Source organism: Flavobacterium sp. 28YEA47A, from assembly GCF_041262125.1.
Lineage (GTDB): Bacteria > Bacteroidota > Bacteroidia > Flavobacteriales > Flavobacteriaceae > Flavobacterium.
On record NZ_JBGCCI010000016.1, the window covers coordinates 1 to 24412 of the forward strand.

A 24412-nucleotide genomic window follows, 5' to 3' on the forward strand; every position below is an offset into this window, starting at 1 on the left:
CGAACCGAAAAATACCCTTGAGGGGAGGTTCAGGTGGTTGTAGCGTATGTCGGTGATGGCCTTGTTTTGGTTTAAAACCATTTTCTTCGATTTAAACCATTTATATCATAAAAAAACAACCCGAAGGCTGTTTGATTTTTTTAGTTGTAAAATTATAAATTATTGATTTTTAAATTAAATTAATTCTAAAACAAGAGTATTGATACATATGATACATTACCGATTTCAATTTACTTTCGTTTTATTAATCCGTCGAAAATTAAGTAAAATATTAGCACAATAATCAAATTTAATATCACATTGAAAATTGTAAACTCACGTTCATTAACATACATTATATAAAACCAGAAAGCAATGAAAATAAAAAATAGCTGTACCTATTGAGTATATAAAGCACGTGTTGTAAGCATAGGCATAAGCTTATTAATTTTTTTTTCTCTTTCGACTCATCTAATTGATCATTTTTCCATCCAAACGCATGTACAATTCATACCCTAATAGAGAAGTTGGAGAATTCACTTTTACAGTTTCCGTGTCCTAAGTTTTGGTATTACTTTACCAAAACTATCGAAAACATTAATTTATATTCTATTCTTGTTGATAATAGGAGATGAGTACATTCTCACGGAACCATTATAATACCAATAATTTAAATTGTTATTTGCATAAATTGTATCCTTATTTACAATGAATGCATAATACAACGCAGCACTTGGCATTAAATTCTCTTTTCCTTTCATGTTTTTTATTTTGAAAAGTTCATCTGTAATCTCTTGATTTTTAATTTTTTTAATCTGTGTATCAGCTTTATTTCTAAAGGGAGATAAATCGAGACTTGAAGGATGATTTCCATAATCTGGTTCACATTCTATTATCTGAACTGTGCTTGCACATGATGACAATAAAATTGTCAGGCATGTTATTAATATATACTTCATTTTCATATTATGTTAATTTCGAGGACTACTCGAGGTTGGGCTTTGGGTTGGTATAGGATTTGCCATATAATTGGTTCTTGTGTCTTCTCTCAGTTTAGTTAAGACTTGATTGGTCATTGTGGTGTTATACTGTTCTTCCATATTGGGATAGCTAACATCATCAGTTTGTCCCCCATCTCTGTAAAACAAGGTTTTAGCAGTTGAATTGTCATCTCTCCTGTTCTGAAAATTTGGATCATTAAATTTATTGTATCCGTGGAAAAGCTCATGGGCTAAATTTCCGGCAGGAGAATTTGTACCAATATTATCTCTTGTAAAAGACTTTGATAAATCTTTGACGAAAAATGTCCCTAAGTCTCCCCTAAACAAAATTTTACCATTATTTTTGTTTTCCTTATCACTTAAAAAAGTATGTGGGGTTTTGTTAGTTCCTTTTTCTATTGTTATAGTATTTTCCTTATCGTTGATGAGAGAGTCTAAAATGTTAACTGTCTTTGCATCTTTACCTTCTCCAAATATAACACTCATAGCTCCAGAGCTATAAAGATAATCTAGTGCCATGTAAGCATCCCTCTCAAAACCTTCAGAATATTTGGAGTAATCTCTGTTTTTCTGATATGAATACGTGTTTTCTCCAATTTTTATGTCGTTACCATCAGGATCTATGAAATAGATGGGATTGTTTATAGCATAAATATATGGAGAGACTGGATAAAATTTTTCGGCTAAATTATCAATATTCATCCATCTTCCTAAAGCAGGGTCATAATTCCTAGCCCCATAATCGTAAAAGTTAAGCCCTAATTCATCCTGCCATTCTTTTCCGTTGTACTTATACTTATACGCGCTGAAAACTTCTCAAAGAACGTGGAAAACTCACTTTTCAAAAATAGCAAAAATTGATTAAGTTTGTAATAACTATAATCAATTATCTATACAAGCCATGAAAAGTCAAAGTAATCCCCGCAGCGAAATTCGACAATTTTATCAAGATACAAAAGACGAGTTTAACGCAAAACAACCTACTGTTAGGCTTTTGGAAAGACTTGCCGATAAAGCCATAAACCTCGCCGAGAAATGGCAAGGTGAAAGCAACGAAGATACAACTGGCTTATACTTCATCATTCACAAGATGAAGAATTTTAGGTCTGATGTTTCAGGCGAGTTACAACACGACTACGATAGTGAGACAAAACGTTATCGAGGACTTTGGAAGACTCAAGAGGGATTATCAAAGGACTGGTAAATGAGTTCCTTGCTCTTTACGATAAGGTTGAAGTAGGTGACTAAATTGGAAAAAACTGATTGATAAGCTTGCGCTGCTCTCCATCGTTCGGCCTTCGGTATTTTTCCGTGCTGCTCGGCCACTTATGACCTGCAAGCTCCTGCACCGTTTCCAACGGCAATTTCTTTTCGTTTATCCACCCCGCAATAACGCTCATTCTGACGGTTCTGGGGTTGAGGTTTCTATCTGGAAACAAAAGAGCCAACTGGTCAAAGATGGAATTGATGCCGCTAACGCTTATCGGTTTTCCCAGCTTGTTCAGGATGAGCTTGGAAGTCGTCGAGCGTTTCATCCTCGGTCGGGTCTGCTGTATGTAGCGGTCGAAAAGCAGCATCTGTTTTGATTTCAGTTTAAGGGTTCGGCGGTTGAGCTTGCTCGACCTTTTCACATAGACGGTCTCATTTTCTAAATCAATATTATCCACGTCGAGCCGTGTAACTTCATCGCTGGTCAGTCCCTGATAAATCATTAGCGATATGAGTACCTTGTTGCGGTCGAGCAAATCCGCGTATCGGTTCTCTCGGTTCAGTAGTAGCTCCAACTCCGATGAGGTAAAGAGGTCTTGGACTTGGATGCTGTGCTGGCCGCCTTGCTTTACGGTCAGGGTCTGGCATGGGTCGTCATTGCGTTGTCCCGTCCAGATGAGGTACTGGTAGTATTTCTTGATGGCCGACAGCATACGGATTGAGGTCTGGACATTCGGGTATCTTTTCCTTGTATCGGCCAGCCAGTTCATCAAATCCAGATACTTGTACCGTTTGGCTTTCGGGTGCATCTTGAGAAAATGGTTTATCGTAAAGAGGTAGTTCGCTGCCGATGCTTTGGCCATCCGCTCGAAAAGGTATTGCTCTATGGTCGGTGTCTTGCTCATGTGACTTGCTGTATTAGTTTTTTGCTTTGCTTGTTCTTCTTGGCGTAGATATAGGCCGTATTGATGTAGGAATGTCCCAAAAAGCCCCTGATGAAATCCAGTCCCGCGTTACGTTCCATGAGGTGATGGGCGATGCTGTGGCGGAGGCAATGCAGGGTTATTTCCTTATCCATGAGGCTTTCGTTGCTTGTCCGTGCAATAATTTTCCGTAGCATCTTATTGAGGTTCTCCCCGCTGATGCGCTTGCCGCTTGGATTGATGAAAAAAGCCGCTTCGGGTTCTTTTCCCAGAAACTGGGGACGGTATTCAATGACATAACGTTTTACCGCTGTGAGTACCAAATCACTCATGGGAACTTCACGCCGCTTGCTTCCTTTTCCGCTCCTTACCACGAGCATCCCAGTCGAGAGCTGCACATCCGAAAGGTTGAGGTCTTGAAGCTCCGAGCGGCGAAGCCCGCAACCGTAACCGACCGATAAAAAGGCTTCTTCCAAAGGGTTTTCGCTGTACTGGTAGAGCAGTCGGATTTCATCGATGGTCAAGACCTCGCGCGGGTTCTTGTCGCTGGCTGAAAATCTTGGGATGCTGAAACCCTTTTGAAGTTCGCCCAGCATGAGCAGGTTATCCAGAAACATCGACAGGGTAAGCAGGTGCATTTTTACGGTATTGCCCGCAAGTATTCCCGCTCTTTTTTGGTTCGGTCTTTCAATAAGGTATTCAAAGTATTTCACCAAGTTAGGACTGGTTACATCCTTTATACTGCTGATGCCGATACTTTCCAACCAGATGAGGAACTCCTTTACAGGTGTCGTGTAGGTTGTATCTGTCCCTTTGAATCCTTTGGCCGTGATGAGGTTCTCGTAATTCTGGAAGTGTCTCTCAAAGTTTGGGTTTTGTATCTGTTTGCTCATTTTCGTACCGTCATTTAGGGTTAGTGCTTACTTTGGTTTTGGTTTTTTGAATCGCCAGCGTTATATGCCTTGAATTTACTGGGCTGGCGTGTTCTTTCTGGTGATTTCAAAGTGCTTTTAGCTGCTGGTTCAAATCCTCCCGAATCTTGGCCTTAAGCTTATCGAGGTTATCCCAGTAGGATATGACATATTTGAAGCCCTTATTTACCGCTCCTTCGACCGATTGGATGTACTCCAATTCTTTCAGGAGCTTAAAGAACTTATAGACCGAGGTCTTGGATAGCTTCATGTGGATGCGTACCTCGCGCTCGGTGAATTTGTAGGTACTTCCTTTTTCCTGACTTTTGATGAACGCCTTTAGCTTGTCAAAGAACTGGCGCGTACTGCCATCCAGTTCATCGACCTTTAGGATGATGGCCGTAAAGAACAGCTCAACGGCAAGCCTAACATCGTCTTTGGTCGCAATAAGCCGTCCCTGCTGGTCTTTTGAGCGTTGGAACTGGTGAAGCAGCGTTACCTGACAGATAAAGTCCTGAAACTGCTCATTTAGCCTTCTAAGGCTTTTCGCTTCGACGGGCAGGGTTAACTTATCCGCGAAGGGATTAACGACCGTATGAGGCTTTAGAACGCGCATACAGTTTCTAAGGAGTTGCTTGGCTGCGTGTTCTTCCTCGGTGTTGATGATTCCCGCTCGCCGCTCGTTTTGCCGCTTGATGATGCGAAGGGTCTGGGCTTCGCTCTCGTCAACGCCCAGCATGATGGAGCGGGTAACGTTATCCAGATACACTTCCAAATCCGTCGTGGCCACAAGGCTTGAGAAATGCGCCTTTATTTCCTTCTTGACCGATTGGCTGTTTCCCATCCTGTCTTTCTTTACAGTCGAGCGCATGATGTTCTTGTTGCTCTGCAACTCCCTGAAAGCATACTGACCTTCCTCGTCCAAGCCATCAAAGTCTTGTATCACCATTAGTTTTTGATACAGGGCTTTGTCCTTTTGGTAGTAGAGGGCTTTGCTCGAAAAGCTCGTATTGTCGTAAAGGTCTTCCTGCGGGATGCAAGCCGCTACCGAATTGATGAGGTGGGATTTTCCCGATGCCGAACTTGCTTGTACCATTGCATGGAGCGGATATGCGCTCTTGAAGCTCGAAGCCACCACAAATAGCAGTTTACGGTTGACCTGTTCCCCGACGATGCCGCTCTGCTCCAATAGGCTGTCGATGTTCTGGATTAGGTTCGGCTCGGTCAAAAACTCCATCGCTTTTTCTCCCGCTTTCGGGGTCAGTTCCTTTTCCAGATATTTCTGGGTCATGCTTTCCCTGTCCTCAAAAAAGAGCTGCTCGCGATAGTTCTCCAAGAGCTGGGTAAGGGTCATAAAATCCCGCTCCAAGATGTTGTACTCCAAGCCGCAGCCATCGGAAAGCTCCTTGCACTTGGTCTGTACGTTGGCCATGTCGTACAGCTCCACGCGGATGCGGTGCTTGCGCTTGGTCTGAAATTCCTCGACGTGAACCGCGACCTTGAGGCTGGACAAATCGCTTGGGAGGCTTCCCATGATGAAATACTGCGCTGCCTTTCCCTTGTAGCCGATTTTCATTTCATTATGGATTTCCAAGCTCTCCAATGCCGAAAGGTCGTTTGCGGATTCTCCCAGCAGTTGGGTAATGGCTTCGCGCCCGTAGTTCACCCACATATCGTTAAGGGTGTGGCCGTCTGGGAGCTGAACGGTGGCAACTGGTATGCTGGGACGTAGTTGCTCCAATTGTGTGATGAGGTGCTGCATGGGCTTAGGGTTTTAGGATGATGATTTCAGAAAGGTCAGCAAGGGATTCTATGGCCGCTTGATGCTGTTCTAATAGTTTCCCATTGTGCAGGGCTATTACGGCATCGCGGTTCTCAAGGCTCTTGGATTGGATGAGACTGGACGCATCCACTATCGAAGGGGCTATATAGAGCCGCTTGGTCGTCGGTGGCGGGTGGCTCGGATAAATCCCCTTTTCGTTGAGATATTCGGCTCTGGGCGTGGCCATTTCAAAGCGGATGGCAAAGAGGTTCACAACCTCGCCACGTTCATCCATGAGCGGGAACACGATACCGTAACGACCAAAGGCGGTGTAAGCGGTCATGCTGTCGTCCCGAACGGCGGCGGTGCTTTTGACCAGTAGCCCCAAGCTCTCGTAATGGTCTTTGATTTCCTGTGTGGCGCGGTGGTGGAACTGACCAGAAATGAAGCCGATGCGTTGGGTATTGTAATCCAATCCGAGCGACTGCAAGTATTCTTTCGGCTTGCTGGCTTTCGAGCTGCGTATGCCCGTTTCAAAGGATTGGAAAAGTTGGTCAAGTGTTTTCATAGGCATTCATTTACTGGTTAAACGTTCGGTTTGGGCATGAGTGTCCCGTTTCGGGTGTTTCCGAAAATTTTTAATCTGGCTTTTAAGGGTTTAGCTTATTCCTCTATTCCCAAGTAGAGGTTGCGCTCTAAGTATCGGTCTAATTTTTCTTTGTCATTCCAAAGATTGCCGTCCAATAGCGGCGTGTTGTCCTTGATGTGGTCGAAGCGGATTTGTACCGAGTGAGGGCTTCCTGGTTCTTCCTCCAATAAGGCTATCGTATCTTTTACCGTCCGATGTCCCATATATCTGGATAGTATCGGGTAAATTTCCTTGACGTAGTTATTAGCGTGGGTCACGTCCTTAGCCCAAGCAATTTCAAAGGCGTTGGTTTTAATTTCCTTGAGGTCGAACTCAAGCCCCGTCCGTTGCTTGATTTCGGCAAGGTACATTTTGGCAAACCGTTGCAGCTCGCGGTTGAGTGTCGATGAGGTAAGCGGCTTTCCCGTCTTTGAGTTCACGTACAATGGCGTGTTGCCTTCCTTTATGCCCAATACCTTTACAGCCTCAATGAGATTCTCCCTTACAACATTTCGGATGGGGCGGTTACTGTTTCCTCCAAACATTGGCAGTTCAGCAAGCGGCACACCTTTTTCCATATCGAATACATCCGACCAAGTGAGCTTGAGCTGTTCACCAATCTTCAATCCCCAGTTGGGAGCATGGATGCAAAGCATGGCGTGACCGTACTCTCCAATTTTCCAAAGCCACAATCCAAAAAGGATGAGTTCTTCGCTTTTCCAATGTCTCCCTGTATCGCTCATAGTGTTGTAATTTCAAATCTACATGGCAAATGTAGCAAATATTTTTGAATTATTGTTGTATTTTCAATTAAAATTTGATTTAACAACAAAAAATAATTTTGACTTATTAATTAAGTATTTGATTATCAGTATTTTTTAAGTATTAAGCAGCGTGTTGTAAATTCAGTCTATTATACAGTTGATGAACGGTAGCAGGCAAAAATTCCTTCCCATAACGGGTTTTAAAATTCAATCCGTTGAGGTGGTCGGCGATTTGACGGTAGGTCATACCCTTGTCCTTACAGCTACATATAATAGAATGAGCCTGACGGTTGCGGTCGTTGGTCATAGCGTTCTCCTTTATAATAGATACGCCTTTGCTTCTGGCCTCGGCGGTCAGGTTCTGGGGGCTACCAAGCCGCTTACCCTTTTTCTTGAGCTCGGCGAGGGCTTGACGGGTGCGGTTGCTGATGAGCTTGGCCTCTTGTTCGGCCAATGCCGCGAAAATATGGATGGTGAACTGATTGGCTGTTGGCATATCAACTGCGACGAACTCAATACCCGCATCCATGAGCGAGGAAACAAAGCTGACGTTTCTGGCCAATCGGTCGAGCTTGGCAATTACCAATACTGCGTTTTCTTTCTTGGCCAGTTGGATAGCTTTATGGATTTCCACACGGTCACGTTTGTTCGTTCCCGTCTCGACCTCGGTGTACTCCTTTAATATAGTTCCCTCTTGAGCGGTAACATATTTGGTTACGGAGGTTTTTTGAGCGGACAATCCAAGCCCGCTTATTCCTTGAACTTTTCGGCTCACGCGATAATAGGCGATGTATGTTTTCATGGCGAATAAATGTTAAATTATGATTCTCAAACGCTCGTTTGTGATTTATTACAAACCTCTTTGCAAACCTAAAGACCTGGAATTTAATGAACAAGAAAAATCCTGGTTTTCCAGGTTTGGTGCGGGGTTAGCTGAGTTATGGACATAAAAAAACGTTGCGGATCGCAACGTTTTTTATAATACTGTTTGTCTTCTATAAGTTCAGCAGTTGCTTCTTCTTCTGGGTAAATTCTTCCTCGGTCAGGATGCCTTTCTGGTAAAGCTCGTTTATCTTCTCCAAGTCGTGGATGCCGCCGACGGGTTGTACTGGATTGGTGTCTGGTCGTTCCGTTATCCTGTACGATTCCAGTTTCATCGCCTCGTCGAGCTGTTCCAATGCCACGTAGAAAACGATATGGTCGCCGCCGCTGTTGTTCTGGATGGTGATTTTATGGCCTTTACTCGCGAAGAAGTACGCGCATAGCTGGTAGCCGAACCGTGTACCCAGAAAACCGTCAACCCACAAATCGAGGTTGAAGGTCACAAGGCCGAAAACGATGGCCGCAACGCCAATGACCGAAAAGAATTGAATGTCTGCCGCGATAGCGATAACCGCCAGCACCACGCCGAACAGCAGCGAACGCAGCGCAAGCTGGATAGGCATGATACCTAAATAGGTGTACTGCTCGCTGTTCACGTGTCCCATGTTATGGCGTTCCATCGACTGGAATTGCTTTATATCCTTGACAGCAGAGCGGAACGATATTTTACTGTCCGTTACCTCGATGCTTCCCGAAGCAAACGGTATTATCTTGGTCTCCATCCGTTAGTCGTCTTTACCAGTTCCCTTGCACGCTGGACAGGTCTTGCTACCCGTCGCGTTTCCACCGAGACCGTAAGTTGAAACAACGCCAGTACCATCGCACTCATAGCATTTGTTGTCGGCTTGGGTCTGCTCAACGGGTGCTACTTGCTCCGTGCTGGTGGTTTCCTTGTTTTCAGACCCTAATACTGATTGACTGCACTTATACGCTCCGAACACGAGGCAAAGGATTCCCCAGCCCATCGCGATTTTCATACCGAAACTCGTTTTTTCTTCTGTTGCCATTGGTCAGGTGGTTTGTTTGACGTTACCCGTTCTGTGGTTTGGGTTCATTCTTTTAGCGGTAAGCAGGGCTGCCGAAGCGTTGGCAGCAAATACACGGGTCGCGGTCTTGAATCCGCCGCCTCTCGGATGGAGGTCAACAATCCATTCTTTCATTTTGCTATGTAATTGGTTTTAGCAAATATACAAATAACATTCTATTTTATAGTGTACTTTATTATGGAGTACCAAAAAAAGTACCTTTTATTGAGATTTGACTATGAAAAAACAGAAAAATCTTGATATACCAGAATTAGATGCAATAGCACAGCGATTAAAGGAACTGCGAAAGGAAAAAGGATACTCCAACTATGAGCATATCGCTTTTGATTTGGGGATGAGCCGCTCGGCTTACTGGCGATTGGAAACAGGAGCGAACTTTGAGCTAAAGACGCTCATAAAGATTTGTACGGTTCTTGGCGTGAGTTTGGAAGAATTCTTTAAAGGTATAGACGTACCACAAAAAAAGAAGGGCTAATTAACCCTTCTTCTTTTTAAGCAGCTCAACCAGTTCTTCGAGTTGAGCCTTTGAAACTCTCTTTAGGCTTATCGTGATTGGATAGTGTGCCTCGGTATCGGGTCGCTCCAATATTTTTTTGAGCTGGTCAACGGTCAGGATTATCTTACTCATGGCTTATCCTAATATATCCCAATCTTCTCCTTCCAAGCCTTCTTTGGTCATGTAAAATAAGCCAGCTTGGAACATATCGTAAGCGGCAATGTCCACACGGTCGTACTCAAAGAATTTTCTGATGTCATTGCATACCAGCGGCTCAAGTTTCTTATTCTCGACGTACAGCGTAAAGTGGTTGTGATACCCTTTGCGGTTGGTGAACGGCTCGGTAGTGAAGAACATTCTTATTTTGGTATCGTCTCCATACTTTTCCGTCAGCTCGTCATTGAGCAGGTGCATCAACCTAAAGCAAGATTTCTTATTCCTTTCCGCTTGGTAGGCCACCGTTACAAAGAAAGACCAATCCAAATCCCATAACGTTCTGCACAACGTGTCTTTGTCGGCTAAATAGGTGATGAGGTTTCTAAGGGATTTGTTTTCGAGCTTCGTCGTCTTGAGTTCGTCAAAGAGGACTTCGCTGTCAAAGTATTTGGCGTGCATGGCCGGTATCATTCTCCGACCGCTCTTTATTTTGGTCTCTGACCAGAACTCCTCATTTTTCTTATAGAATCTATATAGTGTACTTCGGCTAATTCCAGCAGTAACAACAAACTCATCAATTTTCTCATAGACCATTTTCTTTACAGGTTAATCTCTTATTATCAGATACAAGAAGTCCATACAAGGGGACTTCATCAGCGTATCTATTCTATATATAGTGTCAACCTTCGGAAAGTGTAGATTTTGTGCGACATTTTTTGAAAAATATTTTTTAGGCATTGTGTCCAGGCTGACACAGTTCTGAAATATACCTGCGATAGTGTCCGAAATTTATTCGGAACTCAATATGGGTTATACTGTCGAGTTGGAAAAAGAGCATCGAAAGAGCGGAAACGCGAAAGCTCTAATCTGTTTCGCGTTGAGGTTTCCGAGCATTGGAGGGAGGGAGGGAGGTGTCGGCCTTGATGGTTTCCGACCATACGTGCTAATCAGCTACACGCAAAGCTGTACAAATGTTGGGGTTGGAACTGGTTTAGCCGTTGCCGTAGATACAAAAAGTTTTACCGTTGTTTGCGGCTGGCAGTTGCAGAGAGGAAATAACGGTGAATGCAGTTTAAGGTCTCAAATCAGGTATAAAAGAGAATCCCTCGCCAAACAAGCGAAGGATTCATCATCAAATTACTTTACTACTTCCAGTAGATAACACAATTTGGCATTTCTTTCTTAAGCCGAGTGATTTGCTCTTCTGGAATATTATCATTCCCTTCGATGCCCAAAACAGTTAATTTTTTCATGTTCCAAATACCCTTTGGGAAACTATTCAAATTACAATCATTTAAATTTAAAACCTTTAACGATTGTATTTCGATGTTGGAAATGTCTATACCAAAATTGTTTGACAAATCAAGACTTTCCAGTTTTAAACTGTTCAGTTCTAAGGGCAATGATTTTAAATCATTCATAACTAAATTGAGCTGTCGGAGACTTTTTAGATTCCGAATCTTGGCAGGGACATTTGAAATATTCGTACATGGTTTAACATCACATTCCGACCCCGAAAACGAAAGAATTTGAAGGTTACGTAACTCGAAAATTTCATTTGGAATTTCCTTATAGCGATTTCTATTCTGAATCTTTAATTCATTTGTTCTTTTCGCTTCCTCAATTTTACCTTTTGTCTCATCATCGATTTTCTGCGCAGTTGCGCAAGACGAAATAGATAGCAGAATTATCAATATTGAAATTAACTTAAGGTGTCTTAACTGTACCATTTGCATTATATATGTTATTTGTTGCTGTTCCTACATTTACCGTTCCAGAAGCTTTCAGAGTTTTTGTATCGATATTAAGTTTGGTAATATCAGAAGCTAATACGCCACGTCTATATGGACTCATGGTTTTTTGTCCCGCTGGTTGTCCGCCGTAACCGTATTGGTCAGAAACTGGTGTCCCTCTTGGTGACATGATACCAGGAACTCCGTTATCAACTGTCGCATCATGTCTGCCGCCGTCAGCTTCTCCCGCTTCGTACCAACCTAAACCGTGTCCGTACTCGTGAGCATCAGTAGAACCATTACTTAGCTCGCTTCCTATATAGTAACCTGAATTACCTGGAGTGTCGTAAAAAGAAGATTTAAAACTCAACTGCGAACCATCTTCTACACGGACAAAATTATTCTCTGCGTTACTTCCGTTGTTCTTTGCCATATCTGTGGCATCTTGCTCACTAACATATTCGCCTGATATTGCAAATTGTACGGAATATGTAACTCCATCAATATCCATCGTTCCTCCCGCGGCATTCCAAAGCTTCTGAATATTAGCAGCCGTATCAGTCGCTTGTTGCTTACTCGCTCCGCCTCCGTAAAAATACATAGTTGAGCTAATTGTAATCGTTTTGTTTTTCTCATCAAGTGTTCCAATTCCAGAACGTCCATCAGGGTCAATAAAATTCAACGGATTATTACTAACATAATTGTAAGGCGTATTACTATATAATTGCTCTGCCAACGGGTCAATATTCATCCATCTCCCGATTGCAGGGTCATAATTCCTCGCTCCGTAATCGTAAAAGTTAAGCCCCAGCTCGTCTTGGAACTCCTTTCCATTATACTTATAATTATACGATTCTGTAAAAACACCATCATATACGCAAATCAACAGGGACAAAGATGTATTTTTAAGAACGTTTTGTCAGACGAAAATAGGTGTAATTCAGTAAGAATCCTAATTGATTTGGACAAAATAACTATTACCTCATAGTAATGACAACAAACAAAAAAATCCACCCGAATTGGGTGGATTACCTAATTGTTTAACAAAGACAAATTTACTTTTTGTCTGAACTTTTAGACGGTTTCAACGAGGGAGTATTGCCTGGTGTGCTTTTATTATCACGTTGACGTTTGTCAGGTTGCCCTGTTGATTTCGCTATTCTTTTCGGTCCTGTTTTAAGTGACATAATTTTCGTTTTTAATGTTAATAATCATTTATGTTTTTAAGTAAAGCCGAATCAATAAAGATTCGGCTTATTAATGATTAACCTTTTTCCCAAGATTTTTTATGCGGCATCCCACATTTTTTTTACTTCTTCACAGATAACTTCAATGTCTTTCATCTTTTCATCAATGTTTTCTGGAGAAGTAACAAATCCGTCGCCAAAAACATCAATTGAAATACACAAGTCTGGTAGAGCAATTTGACCGTTTTTAGCAACTTCAGATTCTAAATATTTATAAATGGCAGTTGCTACATAACTCTGTTGTTTTTTGTCAAATTTATTTCCTTTGGAAATATGTGTCTTGACTCCGCCTAAATATTTTTTCCCTTCAATTTCAATTTCAATAATTAAATCTGGAGACACAATGACTTCCACTCCTTTTATGAAAATTGATTTTGACTCAACTTTTTTCAAGACTTTATAATCATAGTCCTTTAGTAAGTTGGGGATTTGTAAACTTATAAATCTCTGCATGGCATCAAGCGAAACGGTTCTGTCGTCAATTTGCCTCTTTTTTGTCAGAGTTTTACTTTTCAACACTTCGATTCCGTCCAATATTGGTTGAATATCACCTTTATTAGCCATTACTTTTTTAATCCTTGCCTTAGCGAGTTGATACCAAGCAGTTTTAAAAGTATTCGGAACTTTTTGTTGTTTAATGATGCTTCTCTTTTGAGCTTCTGAGCTTTTAGAGAAGTCGGCTAGCTGGTTTATCGAAATATTATAACCTCTCATATTCTAGCCTTTTGGTGGATAATTATCAGTACCATAACTGTTCTTTTCCCTAATCTTGCCATCGTTGCCGTGGATTAGAAGTTCTGAACTATTGTTTTTGGCAACAGTTTTTCCAATTTCGATAGCCTCTTTTTGTGTATCGACATTTCTGTACGATTTTTGGCTATTCTCTGTTTTGACGGACCATCCGTCACCGTCTTTCGACTTTACTACATGAACATTTTTTCCCATGTCCTTTCTTTTTTTAAGTTAAAAAATCTTTTTTTTGAAAAAATGTTGTAACTTTAAAAAGAAAATGTACTTTTGCGGTGTCAAAACAAGAAGCACACTTTCTCACATTACACTTTTTTCTTAATCTTGGGAAAAGATTAATCGGGTTTGTATTACAAAAATTATACCAATTTTTGTATAGTTATATTTTATGTATTTATGCCACCTTTAAGGTGGCATTTTTCATTTAAATCTGCCACTCCTTTATTTATTGTCACTGACAAATTTACATGTCAGGAAAATACTTATTTATAAGCTCCCGCTGCTTTCCGCTATCTTTTTTAAGATACTTTTCCGTTGTTCCTGGCCACTTGTGACCCGAAAATGCCTGTACGTCCTCCAAGCGCATTTTCTTTTCGTTAAAACAGCTAGAAATCACGCTCATCCTGATTGTCCTTGGGTTCAGCTTTCGGTCTGGAAAAAGCGAACCTAATGGTTCCACCATTGCTTTGATGCTGTCAACGGTTATCGGCTTTCCCAGCTTGGTCAGAATCAGCTTTTCCGTATTGCATCTCTTTAATTTAGGTCTGGTCTCGTGAATGTACCTTTCAAAAAGAAGTATCTGGCTTGCTCTTAAGGAAAGCGTCCGCCTTTCCAATTTGGAGGATGCTTTCACGTAGACTTCTCCCGAATCCAAATCGATAGTTTTCACGTCCAGTCTTATAAGCTCGTCGCTGGTAAGCCCTTGGTAAATCATCAGTGAAATCAGCACCTTGTTCCTGTCGTCCAGATGCCTGTACCTGTTCTCGCGCTTCATGAGCATTTCCAGTTCCGTGCTGGTAAAAAGGTCTTGGAGCTGGATGCTCTGGTCGCTTCCTTTCTTCAATGTGAGCTTCTGGCAGGGATGGTCGGTTCGCTGTCCAGTATCCACCAGAAAATCATAATATTTCTTCAGTGCGGAAAGGATTCGGATGCAGGTCTGGATGTTCGGGTATTTCTGCCTTACATCCGCCAGATGGTCGACCATCTGCTGGTATTTATACCTTTTCGCTTTTGGGTGCAGCTTCAGGAAATTATTGATTGTGTATAGATAGTTGTCCGCTGACTGCTGGGCCAGATGCTGGTAGAGGTATTCTTTGATTGTAGTTTTGCTTCTCATGGGTCTGGTTAGATTAATAATATTTCTCTTTTCGTTTTGTTCTTGATGGCATAGATATGTGCGGTATTGATGAAGGAATGTCCTAGAAAGTCCCTGATAAAGTCTATGCCAGCGTTGTTTTCTGAAAGGTGGTGAGCAATACTGTGGCGGAGGCAGTGCAGGGTGATTTCTTTTCCGATTATTGTCTGGTTCTGGCTTCTGTTGACAATCTTCTTCAACGTATTGTTCAGCATATCTCCGCTCATGCGCCTTCCTTTTTTGTTGATGAAAAATGCTTCTTCAATATGCCCGCTTCCAAGATTCTGGTATCTGAAATCGGAAAGATATTTCTTTACGTCTTCCAGAACGCTGTCGCTCATCGGTACTTCACGTCGCTTTCCGTTTTTTCCTTTTCTTACGATGAGCATTCCCTTGTGCCTGTCCACATCGCTGAGGCTGAGGTCTTGGATTTCAGCCCTCCTGAGCCCGCATCCGTAGGCAATAGAAAGCAGGGCTTTTTCAAGCGGGTTCTCGCAGGCTCCGTAAAGGATTCTGGTTTCCTCCACCGTCAGGAAGCTTCTTGGCTTCTGGTCATTTTCCCCGTGCTTCGGAATCAGGAACGTCTTTTCAATATTCCTGTTTTCCAAAAGACCGTCCTGAAAGATTGAGATTGACAGCAGGTGCAGCCTTACCGAACTTGAAGATAGGACGCCGCCTCTTCTCTGGTTGGGTCTTGTGATGAGGTACTCATAATATCCCATCATTTCCTTGGTAGTAACCTCTCTTATCAGCGTGATTCCAAATTCTTCCATCCAGATTAGGAATTCCCTTGTCGCTGTCGGATATATTTTTGCTTTGTAATTCCTAGCCAATATCAGGTTTTCGTAATCCCTGAAAAGGTTTTGGTAGGACGGTGTCTGTATTGTTTTTTTCATAGTTTAATTAGGTTTCAAAATTTGTCGTGACAAAACTTTCCTTATGCTCTTTTTCCGAAACGTAGAACGCCAGCGTTATATGTCTTATGTCTATTGGGCTGGCGTGTTCTTTCTGGCATTTTTACAACTGCTCTAGCTGGCTGTTGAGGTCTTCCTTAATATTAGCTTTGAGTTTCTCTAAATTATCCCAGTAGCTGACTATAAACCTAAAGCCCTTATTCGGAGAGCCTTCCACTGCTTTTATGTATTCCATTTCCTGCAATAGCTTTATGCAGTTATTGGCTGGCGTTTTGGAAAGCTTCATTTCTTGGCGGATTTCCCGCTGGGTAAATCTATGGGTCGTGCCTGCGGGCTGTTTCTTTACGTATTCTTTCAATCTGTCAAAGAACTGTCGGACGCTTCCGTTAAGCTCGTCCACCTTTAAGATGATAGCATCAAAAAAGATTTCAACTGCGAGCCTGACATCTTCCTTGGAGGCTATGAGCCTGCCCTGCGCATCTGCCCTGCGCTGGTACTGGTGCAGAATGGTAATCTGGCAAATGAAGTCCTGAAATTGCTCGTTGAGCCTTCGGAGCATCTTGGCATCCAATGGGAGCGTTATCTTGTCGGCATAGGGATTTACCACCTGATAGCTTTTCAGAACCCTCATGCAGTTACGCAATAATTGCTTGGCTTCGTGTTCCTTTTCGCTGTTGGTAGCACCTGCTTTCTTTTTGTTCTGCCCTTGGATGATTCTCATGGTCTGTTCAATACTTTCATCAATTCCCAGCATGATGGTTCGGCTTTCATTATCCTGATAGATTTCTGTTTTTGTGGTAGCGATAAGGCTTGCTAAACTGGCTTTTACTTCTCTTTTTACTGATTTTCTGCTGCCTGTAATCGTTTTTTCTATTGTTGTTCTTTTTAACTTTTTAAAGCTCTGGATTTCCCTTAATGCAAATTTTGCATCGTCATCTAATCCGTCGAAATCTTGAATGACTAATAATTTATTATTCAGCTGTTTATCAGAACAGTAATACAATGATTTGCTGGTAATGCTGGTGGTGTCAAATAATTCGTCTTGGGGCATGCACTCGGCAATCGAATTGATAAGGTGGCTTTTGCCGCTTCCTGAACTTGCCTGAACCATTGCATGCAGCGGGTAGGGCATTTTATAGGATGATGCAACGACAAAGAGAATTTTCCTGTTATTCTGTTCCCCGATGATTCCAGCCTGTTCCAGCAGCGCATCAATGTTTTGCAATAGCTGGTCTTTAGAGAGGAATTCCGCCGCTTTTTCGCCAGCTCTGGGCGTCAGCTCCTTTTCAGAGTATTGGTCGGTTACAGGGTTTATTTCTTCTTTGAAAAGGGATTCCCTGTATTCTTCCAGCAAGTCAGTGAACACAATCAGGTCCGCTTCGAGCCTGTTGTAGTCGAACCCCTGTTTTTCCGATAGCTCCCTGCACTGGTTCTGGACATTCATAAAGTCATACAAGTCAATTTTTAACCTGTGCTTCTTTTGGGTCAGCTTCTCGACAATATGCATCGAGATTCTGAGGTTTCCCAAATCCATCGGGAGCTGGCCCATTACCACAAACACTGCTGTTTTGCCTCTGTAGCTGATTTTATAATTGTCGATGATTTCCAGAGAGCTTGGCATTTCGCCAGTTGGATTGTTGAGCAGCTCCTGTATTCCGTCAGTCCCGTAGTTCCGCCACATGGTATTTAGGTTTTCCCCATCGGGTAGCTGAATCATTGATACTGGCAGCTTTGGCTGTAATGCTTCTATTTGCGATTTGATGTTTTCCATGATACTTAGTTTTTAATGATTATGATTTCTTCCAGTTCGTGCAAGGACCTGATGGCTTCCAGATGCTGGGGAAGCAGTCTGCCTTCATGCAGGGCCAAGACGGCTTCCCTGTTCTCCATGGCCCTGCTTTGCAGAAGGCTAGCCGCATCTAATGCATTAGAGACAATAAAGAGCCGTCTGGTATTGTCATGCGGATAGCTGGGGTAGAGCCCCTCTTCATTTAGGTACTGTTCAATCGGACTGGCCATCTCGAAGCGGACGGCAAACAGGTTTACAATCTTGCCAGAGACATCCAGCAGGGGGAATGTGATGCTATAGCGGCCAAATGCGGTATAGGCAGTCATGCTGTCGTCCCTCACGGCGGCATTGCTTTTGGCAAGAAGTCCCATGCTTTCGTAGTGGTCCTTGAGTTCTTGGGATACCCTGTGGTGGAACTGGCCAGAATTGAAGCCTATACGCAGGGTATTGTAGTCCAGCCCTATGTTCTGGAGATAGGCTTTTGGCTTTACGGCTTTCGGGCTGCGCATGCCTGCCTCGAATGACTGGAATATTTCGTTTAGATTTTTCATAAAATTTTCTTTTTTTGATATTTAAATTTTTGGCATAGGTAATGCCGTTCGGGTTTTTCGGCCCAAATCGGATATGATATATGGTAAGTGGTTTAGGGCTAATTGTTCAGCTTGCCAATCTGCCCTTTTTTTGCTGAAACCATCCTTTAGCTGTCAGGATGGCTAAAAATCCTCGCGAGATTCTTTATGTGGAATTCCTGTGGCAAATATACGCAGGGAATAAGGAAGTTGCAAATCTGAAAATCTGTAACATGCTGATTTTAAGCAAATACTGTTTTGTATTTTCTTACTGGTATAAATATAAAACAATATTTTGCTAACATTCTGTTTGTCAAAAGTTTAATATTTTTTAAAAGGGCAAATCCCCGGTGAAAACGCTATGTTAAATATATGTTAAAATTTTTAAACAGGCATTCCAATCTATAGGCTGAGATACAGGTTGCTGATTTCGGTCTCGCGTATTCCAAGGTATATCTTGGTGGTCGATACGCTGGAATGGTTGAAAAGCTGGGAGAGCAGGAGCAGGGCCTGGTCGCTGTACTTGTTCACCTCCCAAACCCTGCGTCCTAGCGTCTTGCGCATAAAGTGGCTGGAATATTGCCCCCTGATATTGTACTTGGTGAAAATCTCCTTCAACTTGGAATTTACGTACTGGATGCTGAAAGGCTTTTCCCCGAAGCGGTTGGCAAACATGAAATCGGATTGGTCCGCACCTAGTTCATTGAAAAGACGGGTAAGGATTTCTTGTAATTCTGGATTGACAGTAACCCTACGGGTCTTTTTGGTTTTCTTTTCCGTTACGGTGAAATAATCCTGATTCAATACCTGATTCCAACGGAGCTGTAACAGGTCAGAAATCCGAAGCCCGATATAACTGCCTGTTGAAATCAATAACGCAAATTTCAATTCGCCATCACGTTCCAGTTTCAAGACCAATGATTGCATCTTTTCCCATTCTAAAAAATCGCTTGTCGTCTTTTGTCCTTTTAATGCCATAATTCGGGTTTTAAGTTTCACTTTTATTGCTTTTCTATACTTTCTGAAAGCGGTCATTTTGCCGACCTTTGTAAACCCTTGATATTGCTGGGTTTTTTACTCAACATTCAAATTGTATTGAAAGTGAAACAAATGTAAATTCCTGGAAATTAGCAGCCTAATAAAAAATGTTAAATCCAGGTTTCATGCGGTTTCCCGAAGTTTTGGGTATAAAAAAACGAGGCCCTTGGCCTCGCTTCTTATTTTCCGATAATCATCTGTTTTCGATAGCTGGTACTTCCACAGGTGCAGCCCGTAAAGGAACATTTCTGGCAGGTTACTTTTCCGCACTTGGCACATTGTTTGGCCCTGTCTCCGCTTTTGGTGTTGCCGCAAGGGCAGCTTGGTATTTTGTCCATGGTATTAAAGTTTGATAAAAAATTGAACTATAATAATTAAGAAAACCACCATGTGGAAACCTACTATGTAAGCGTATGGTTTTTCTTCGCTGGTTTTGTCTTCAAATGCACTTTTGATGTCAATGTCCTTGATTGCGTCAAATTTTTCCTCATGGTAGGGCAGGATGAACCTAACAAAGATAAAGACCGAGACTGGGCAGAGTAACCACACATAAAACCAATAGGAAGTATCTGGTATGTTAAGGATTTGCTGGGCGATAAGTCCGACGGCAAATGGGAAGACGAGATAGGTAAGATGTTTTACGGTCATAACTACTGGAAATCTTCTGCCGTTACTGTATGAAGCCAATTCATTTGCTGGCTTGTTCCACTATAATAACGGTCAACTATAACTTTAGCACCAATCTTTACCGTAATATAATAGTTGATGGTCGGTGAGGCGAAACTGCCAGACATGACGCGTACCACATCGTCAACTTTAACCATTCGATTAGTCTGGCCAGATTGTGAGGAGCCATTTACAAAAACAAGTAGTTCGCCTTGCGTTACAGGGATGTTGGTATCAGAGACCACCAGCCGTTTTTCGGTTGCAATTGGTACGGGGTCTGGGTCATCGTTTGAATCTGAGGAACAGGCAAAGAACGGAAGGCTCAATAAAAAGATTGCTGTAATTTTCTTCATGGGTTTAATGTGCTGGTTTGACACCACCTATTCGGTGGTTTGGATTCATTTCTCTTGCAGTCTTCAATGCGGCTGACTGGTTGGCCGCAAATACTCTTGTAGCAGTTTTAAAACCGCCCCCTTTTGGGTATAAATCAACAATCCATTCTTTCATACTATATTTAATTTTGTTAAAACACAAATATAATATTTTGCGGAGATAAATCCGCAAGTATAATTCTTTTTTTTAATTGTCAGTCAAGACTTTTGTTTCAGTTATGCAAAATGAGCTTGATAAAATAAAAAAGGAATTAGTACAAAGGATTTTGGTTGTATTCAACAAAGATTTTGAGGGAAACAATAGAAAGTTTGCCAGAGCTGTTGGATGTGATGAAAAAACTATTAGGTTGCTCTTTGACCATAATCAAGGAATGACATTAAATTTATTTCTTAAGATTTGTTCGGCCATAAAAATTACTCCAAGTGAACTTTTAAAAGACTTGGAATTAAAAAAAGAAGGCTAGGCCTTCTTTTTATTGCTATTCTTTAAAACTGCATGAGCTTCCTTCTTATCCACGCCTCCCATAAAGGTAATCGGGTATCTTATCGGCTCTGTCTCTAAAACCTTTCTCAGCTGTCCGAGCGTGATTATCATTCTTGCCATAATTTTCTTTAATAATAAATATCTGGGTTTTGCCTGAAATCTATCTTGGGGCAATAATTCTCAAAATTTTACCCAAAAATTTTTTTCACAGATTGGAATATCCTGAGGGCACTTGGTAAAATCGCCTGCTGAATAAGAAGGGATTTTTGAACGGCCAAATAGAAAAGCTATTAAATTTTCCCTAGCAGGAGGGAAGGACTGCAAATCACTCTGGATGGTTCAGCCTTAAGCATTGCAGATAGAGGGATGGCACGGCATTTGGGTATTGCAATACGTGCTAATGAGAGAATATTTTCGACTTAAACGGCTTGATATAACAAATAAATTATACTAAAAAGCACCCATATCATTTACTTTATCCTCCTCATTAGTAGATTCTGTGTATAAGATTCCTAATTAGGTTTCGCATAACAAAAAGTTAACTGAATATGAATGTTTCAACTTACACAGTATGCCCATGCTAAAAGCCCACAGATTCAAAAGGTCGCTACCTTAGAATCTGTATTACAAATAATAAAGAATGGAGATGAGAACCTTACCTTGATTCGGTCTGCCAGAGAATTTGGGAAGGGAAATCCAAAGTACGATGCCATAAAGACAACACTCTTGCCTACATACCGATTCAATTTCCTCTTTGACGGTTCGGCATCCAATGATAATATCACTACCGCAACAGGATTAATCTATCTTGATGCCGATAACTTGGATGAGATTCCCGATAATCCTTATATCCTTGCCAGTTGGAAATCGCTTTCTGATACTGGCTTCGGAATCTTGGCAAAGGTGGATAACCTGACCAAATCCAATCACGGGGATGTATATGACCAGTTATCGGAACTCATCGGAATAACCAGCGATGCTGGCGCAAGGAAGGCGACCCAGCAGACTATCCTGAGCCATGACCCCAATTTATATTATAATCCCGATTCGCTGGTTTTTCATTTCCAAGACAAGGTATCATACGCTCCTATATTAGAAAAGAAAGAGAAGTGTATAGGGACGTGTGATACCTGTGGCAATTGGAATGAGGACGCTATACGCTTCAATAATATAAGCGATTACTTTACTGATGATACGCCCTATCTGGTGTTTCAGGAGAAGATAAAAATCTGTAACCCGTTTATCCCGCTTAGGATTGAGGAAGGAAAGAGAAACAGTACAATGTTCTTCCTGTTATCCCAGTATGCGTTACTGAATCCTAGAGCAAGAAGGCCATTTCTAAAGAGTATCGCTGAATCCATCAATAAACACATGTATCCCCACATTTCGGATAGGGAACTGAATGCCGTTGTCGATAGCGTCCTAACAAAAAGGGATGAGGGAACGCTGACCATCCATTACAATGAAGAAAGAAGGATACTCTTTAACCCAAAAACCCTGCTTTCCCCAAAAGAAAAAACTGCCATTGTAAATAGGGAGTTGGGAAGGCTGAAATCCGACATCACAAGGGAACTCATACAGACGGTACTGGAATGCTGGGATTCTGAAGCTGAAGGGGCAATTACGCAGAAGAAAGTAAGCCTTTTGACTGGGCGCAGCATTGCCACAATTAAACGGTATTGGAGCGAGTTCAAAGATGGCGTACAGGAGGTCAATAATGCCTTTTGGAGTAGGGAAGGTATAACCGTAGATGAGCCAAGGCAGAAAGGTATTCCTGTTGAAAAGTATATCTTTAACATGCGATGTAAGTTTACAACGATGGACCCATCGGATGAGAAATTTCTGCGTGAGACCTTTAAGAGCCGAAGCATTACACACGCTGGCGATGCTGACTTTGATGAGGTTCACCAATATATATGGGATATCCTAAAAAAACGACAAGCCCTTTATAGGGTTGCCTGATTTTTATAAGATGGTCGTTTTTACAGAGTGACCGAAGGTTGTTTTAATTTTTAAGATTATAAAATAAAAGTTGTTGATTTTAAATACTTTGTAGCTTAAAAATTACCCACCAACACATCTGATACATTACTGAAATTTCTTTTGGCACAATATGTTTTTTCCATGCCCTAATTTGATACATTCCCCTGTTGTGCTACCACGATTAAATTTATTTATCTTTAATATATTTTTGAGTATAGATTTTTATTTCCTTATTGTTTATTTTCCCATGATAGTTGTCAAAAAACATTTTCGTATAATCTTTTGGTATTATTCTTATTTCGAATGCTTTTGCATTAAAGTTTTTAACTTCATAAAGGCGGTTTGACAAGCCAATATACTCAACTATAATTTTATCAATTTTCATGTCATTTCGCAATGATACAATCCCTGATTTATCAGTTACAAATAAATTATTAATATCATTTATTTTGATTGTAACCCCTTCAATCGGAATATTACTTTCGTCTAAAATCTTTATAATTCTATTTTCAGAAAAGGTTTCTTTTACATCCATAAAATCACTTAAATAGAAATCATCACTTTTCAGTATAATACTTTTTTTATCTAAATGCCATTTGCCCTTGCTTGTATAGGTTTCCATTGGAGCTTCGTAACTATATTCAAAAACATTGTTTTCATTTAAAATCAAAGAGCCTTTTGAAATTTTTGCTTCAAGATTATACCTTCCTAATATATCTTTGTCTTTTAAAGAACTACAAGAATAGATAATGAAAGCTGCTATTGCAGAAAAGATTATGTGTGGTTTATTTTTTAACATCATTTTGCCAATTAATATAAAATTGTTGTTGTGCCGTTCCTTTTGATGAGTTATGATAAGTTTGAACTTTCAATTGTTGACCAAATGTAGTAAAGCCATTTTGAGAATTCATATTTAGTGGTCCTTTTGGTCTATTTGGATATTTTGCATTGATTTCATTTCGATTTAAAAATAATCCCCCGAAATAAGAACCTCTATCAAAAGCCTCATATTCATCATTTAAATCATATAATACACCACCATTTTTACCGCTTGGACCAAAAGATAAGGCTCCTGTGTCAAATTGATATGCATGTTTTAACTCATGAGCAAAGACTCCCATACTAAATAAACCTCTAGAACTAACATTTACAGCATTGGTACTAGTGTCATATGTTGTTATTCCATCGGCTTCGGATGGAACTTCATTGGATTTTTCAAATAAATTGTAAATTTGAGACGAGTTCTCTAATTGAGTTAATTCATTTAGTGTTGCATTCAAAATACTCATGGCAGAACCACTTTTTGCATCTTGACTTGCAAAGAGAGCCTCTAAACTACTTGCCTTATCTGTTTGACCTTTCGCTAGTGCTTTGGCAATTTGTGATTTTCTATCATTAAGAATATTATTCTTTTTGTTTAAAACTTCATTTCTAAATTTATTAAATAAATCTTTTCCTATCCCGATACTATCTCCCTGTATATCATTAAATATTACAGGATTATTTCCTGCATAACCGTAGGGACTTAAATTATAATATTTTTCAGCAAATCTATCCATTTTGTGAAATCGTCCAATAGCAGGGTCATAATTCCTTGCGCCATAATCGTAAAAGTTAAGTCCTAGCTCGTCTTGGAATTCTTTTCCGTTGTACTTATAATTATACGGTAACACTGGTACCAGAGGCTCCGGAGTCACCGGGTCTTTTATAGCCAATGCGCCCCTATATTCCCTGTGAAC

At 41.1% G+C, this 24412-nt stretch carries 29 protein-coding genes and 1 pseudogene; 4 read left to right on the forward strand and 26 right to left on the reverse strand.

Going from position 1 to position 24412, the window contains the following annotated elements; all coding sequences use genetic code 11:
* Window positions 1–581: 581 nt before the first annotated feature.
* Both ABH942_RS16315 and ABH942_RS16320 read right to left on the reverse strand, forming a co-directional pair.
* Window positions 582–944, reverse strand: a complete 363-nt coding sequence (locus ABH942_RS16315) for a hypothetical protein (RefSeq protein WP_370033850.1) — start codon at window positions 942–944, stop codon at window positions 582–584.
* Window positions 945–950: 6 nt separating this feature from the next.
* Window positions 951–1718: pseudogene (locus tag ABH942_RS16320) on the reverse strand (RHS repeat-associated core domain-containing protein); the annotation flags it as partial.
* A gap of 163 nt (window positions 1719–1881) precedes the next feature.
* Here ABH942_RS16320 and ABH942_RS16325 point away from each other — a divergent pair.
* A complete protein-coding gene (locus ABH942_RS16325) occupies window positions 1882–2184 on the forward strand; it encodes a hypothetical protein (protein ID WP_370033852.1) in 303 nt (100 codons plus the stop codon).
* Between the two features lie 40 nt (window positions 2185–2224).
* On the opposite strand, the gene ABH942_RS16330 is transcribed toward ABH942_RS16325, so the two are convergent.
* The 8 genes from ABH942_RS16330 to ABH942_RS16365 form a co-directional block, all read right to left on the reverse strand.
* Window positions 2225–3094, reverse strand: coding sequence for a tyrosine-type recombinase/integrase (locus ABH942_RS16330; protein ID WP_370033854.1), 870 nt, complete (start codon window positions 3092–3094; stop codon window positions 2225–2227).
* Entirely contained in the window at window positions 3091–4005 is a 915-nt protein-coding gene (locus ABH942_RS16335) for a tyrosine-type recombinase/integrase (RefSeq protein ID WP_370033856.1), read from the reverse strand. Before ABH942_RS16335 ends, ABH942_RS16330 begins: the two co-directional genes overlap by 4 nt.
* A 106-nt stretch (window positions 4006–4111) precedes the next feature.
* Window positions 4112–5785: a hypothetical protein gene (locus ABH942_RS16340; RefSeq protein ID WP_370033858.1), complete on the reverse strand. Its 1674-nt coding sequence runs from the start codon at window positions 5783–5785 to the stop codon at window positions 4112–4114.
* Between the two features lie 4 nt (window positions 5786–5789).
* A complete protein-coding gene (locus tag ABH942_RS16345) occupies window positions 5790–6353 on the reverse strand; it encodes a hypothetical protein (RefSeq protein ID WP_370033860.1) in 564 nt (187 codons plus the stop codon).
* A 95-nt stretch (window positions 6354–6448) separates the two neighbouring features.
* Entirely contained in the window at window positions 6449–7156 is a 708-nt protein-coding gene (locus ABH942_RS16350) for a hypothetical protein (RefSeq protein ID WP_370033862.1), read from the reverse strand.
* A gap of 142 nt (window positions 7157–7298) precedes the next feature.
* A complete protein-coding gene (locus ABH942_RS16355) occupies window positions 7299–7979 on the reverse strand; it encodes a recombinase family protein (protein ID WP_370033864.1) in 681 nt (226 codons plus the stop codon).
* Window positions 7980–8172: 193 nt separating this feature from the next.
* Complete coding sequence (locus ABH942_RS16360; RefSeq protein ID WP_370033866.1) at window positions 8173–8781, reverse strand: SHOCT domain-containing protein; 609 nt, start codon at window positions 8779–8781, stop codon at window positions 8173–8175.
* 3 nt (window positions 8782–8784) lie between these two features.
* Entirely contained in the window at window positions 8785–9066 is a 282-nt protein-coding gene (locus ABH942_RS16365) for a hypothetical protein (protein WP_370033868.1), read from the reverse strand.
* A gap of 256 nt (window positions 9067–9322) precedes the next feature.
* Here ABH942_RS16365 and ABH942_RS16370 point away from each other — a divergent pair, with 256 nt between their 5' ends.
* The gene (locus tag ABH942_RS16370; RefSeq protein WP_370033870.1) at window positions 9323–9580 is read left to right on the forward strand and encodes a helix-turn-helix domain-containing protein; all 258 of its coding nucleotides are present in this window, start codon (window positions 9323–9325) and stop codon (window positions 9578–9580) included.
* Here ABH942_RS16370 and ABH942_RS16375 read toward each other — a convergent pair whose 3' ends face one another.
* The 14 genes from ABH942_RS16375 to ABH942_RS16440 all read right to left on the reverse strand — a co-directional run bounded on the left by ABH942_RS16375 (window position 9581) and on the right by ABH942_RS16440 (window position 20321).
* On the reverse strand, window positions 9581–9733 hold the full coding sequence (locus ABH942_RS16375; RefSeq protein ID WP_370033872.1) for a hypothetical protein: 153 nt from the start codon (window positions 9731–9733) through the stop codon (window positions 9581–9583).
* Between the two features lie 3 nt (window positions 9734–9736).
* Window positions 9737–10351, reverse strand: coding sequence for a hypothetical protein (locus tag ABH942_RS16380; RefSeq protein ID WP_370033874.1), 615 nt, complete (start codon window positions 10349–10351; stop codon window positions 9737–9739).
* Window positions 10352–10902: 551 nt separating this feature from the next.
* Window positions 10903–11493 carry a leucine-rich repeat domain-containing protein gene (locus ABH942_RS16385; protein ID WP_370033876.1) on the reverse strand — a complete coding sequence of 197 codons (591 nt, stop codon included), beginning with the start codon at window positions 11491–11493 and terminating at the stop codon, window positions 10903–10905.
* Window positions 11465–12385 (reverse strand): RHS repeat-associated core domain-containing protein, encoded by a 921-nt coding sequence (locus ABH942_RS16390; RefSeq protein WP_370033878.1) that lies wholly within the window; start codon window positions 12383–12385, stop codon window positions 11465–11467. Before ABH942_RS16390 ends, ABH942_RS16385 begins: the two co-directional genes overlap by 29 nt.
* Window positions 12386–12776: 391 nt before the next feature.
* The gene (locus ABH942_RS16395; RefSeq protein WP_370033880.1) at window positions 12777–13451 is read right to left on the reverse strand and encodes a hypothetical protein; all 675 of its coding nucleotides are present in this window, start codon (window positions 13449–13451) and stop codon (window positions 12777–12779) included.
* Between the two features lie 3 nt (window positions 13452–13454).
* The gene (locus tag ABH942_RS16400) at window positions 13455–13682 is read right to left on the reverse strand and encodes a DUF2188 domain-containing protein (protein WP_370033882.1); all 228 of its coding nucleotides are present in this window, start codon (window positions 13680–13682) and stop codon (window positions 13455–13457) included.
* Between the two features lie 265 nt (window positions 13683–13947).
* Window positions 13948–14820 (reverse strand): tyrosine-type recombinase/integrase, encoded by an 873-nt coding sequence (locus ABH942_RS16405; RefSeq protein ID WP_370033884.1) that lies wholly within the window; start codon window positions 14818–14820, stop codon window positions 13948–13950.
* Window positions 14821–14828: 8 nt separating this feature from the next.
* Entirely contained in the window at window positions 14829–15734 is a 906-nt protein-coding gene (locus tag ABH942_RS16410; RefSeq protein ID WP_370033886.1) for a tyrosine-type recombinase/integrase, read from the reverse strand.
* A 121-nt stretch (window positions 15735–15855) separates the two neighbouring features.
* On the reverse strand, window positions 15856–17523 hold the full coding sequence (locus ABH942_RS16415; RefSeq protein WP_370033888.1) for a hypothetical protein: 1668 nt from the start codon (window positions 17521–17523) through the stop codon (window positions 15856–15858).
* Between the two features lie 5 nt (window positions 17524–17528).
* Entirely contained in the window at window positions 17529–18092 is a 564-nt protein-coding gene (locus tag ABH942_RS16420; RefSeq protein WP_370033889.1) for a hypothetical protein, read from the reverse strand.
* A gap of 420 nt (window positions 18093–18512) precedes the next feature.
* The gene (locus ABH942_RS16425; protein ID WP_370033891.1) at window positions 18513–19145 is read right to left on the reverse strand and encodes a tyrosine-type recombinase/integrase; all 633 of its coding nucleotides are present in this window, start codon (window positions 19143–19145) and stop codon (window positions 18513–18515) included.
* 182 nt (window positions 19146–19327) lie between these two features.
* The gene (locus ABH942_RS16430; RefSeq protein ID WP_370033893.1) at window positions 19328–19486 is read right to left on the reverse strand and encodes a hypothetical protein; all 159 of its coding nucleotides are present in this window, start codon (window positions 19484–19486) and stop codon (window positions 19328–19330) included.
* A gap of 312 nt (window positions 19487–19798) precedes the next feature.
* Window positions 19799–20167 (reverse strand): hypothetical protein, encoded by a 369-nt coding sequence (locus tag ABH942_RS16435; RefSeq protein WP_370033895.1) that lies wholly within the window; start codon window positions 20165–20167, stop codon window positions 19799–19801.
* Window positions 20168–20171: 4 nt separating this feature from the next.
* Complete coding sequence (locus ABH942_RS16440) at window positions 20172–20321, reverse strand: hypothetical protein (RefSeq protein ID WP_370033897.1); 150 nt, start codon at window positions 20319–20321, stop codon at window positions 20172–20174.
* Window positions 20322–20397: 76 nt separating this feature from the next.
* Here ABH942_RS16440 and ABH942_RS16445 point away from each other — a divergent pair, with 76 nt between their 5' ends.
* Both ABH942_RS16445 and ABH942_RS16450 read left to right on the forward strand, forming a co-directional pair.
* Window positions 20398–20670, forward strand: coding sequence for a helix-turn-helix domain-containing protein (locus tag ABH942_RS16445; RefSeq protein WP_370033899.1), 273 nt, complete (start codon window positions 20398–20400; stop codon window positions 20668–20670).
* A 572-nt stretch (window positions 20671–21242) separates the two neighbouring features.
* Entirely contained in the window at window positions 21243–22652 is a 1410-nt protein-coding gene (locus tag ABH942_RS16450; RefSeq protein WP_370033901.1) for a BT4734/BF3469 family protein, read from the forward strand.
* Between the two features lie 208 nt (window positions 22653–22860).
* On the opposite strand, the gene ABH942_RS16455 is transcribed toward ABH942_RS16450, so the two are convergent.
* Window positions 22861–23475: a hypothetical protein gene (locus ABH942_RS16455; protein ID WP_370033903.1), complete on the reverse strand. Its 615-nt coding sequence runs from the start codon at window positions 23473–23475 to the stop codon at window positions 22861–22863.
* The coding region (locus ABH942_RS16460) for an RHS repeat-associated core domain-containing protein (protein ID WP_370033905.1) at window positions 23459–24412 on the reverse strand (954 nt) is incomplete at its 5' end. The genes ABH942_RS16460 and ABH942_RS16455, both read right to left, overlap by 17 nt.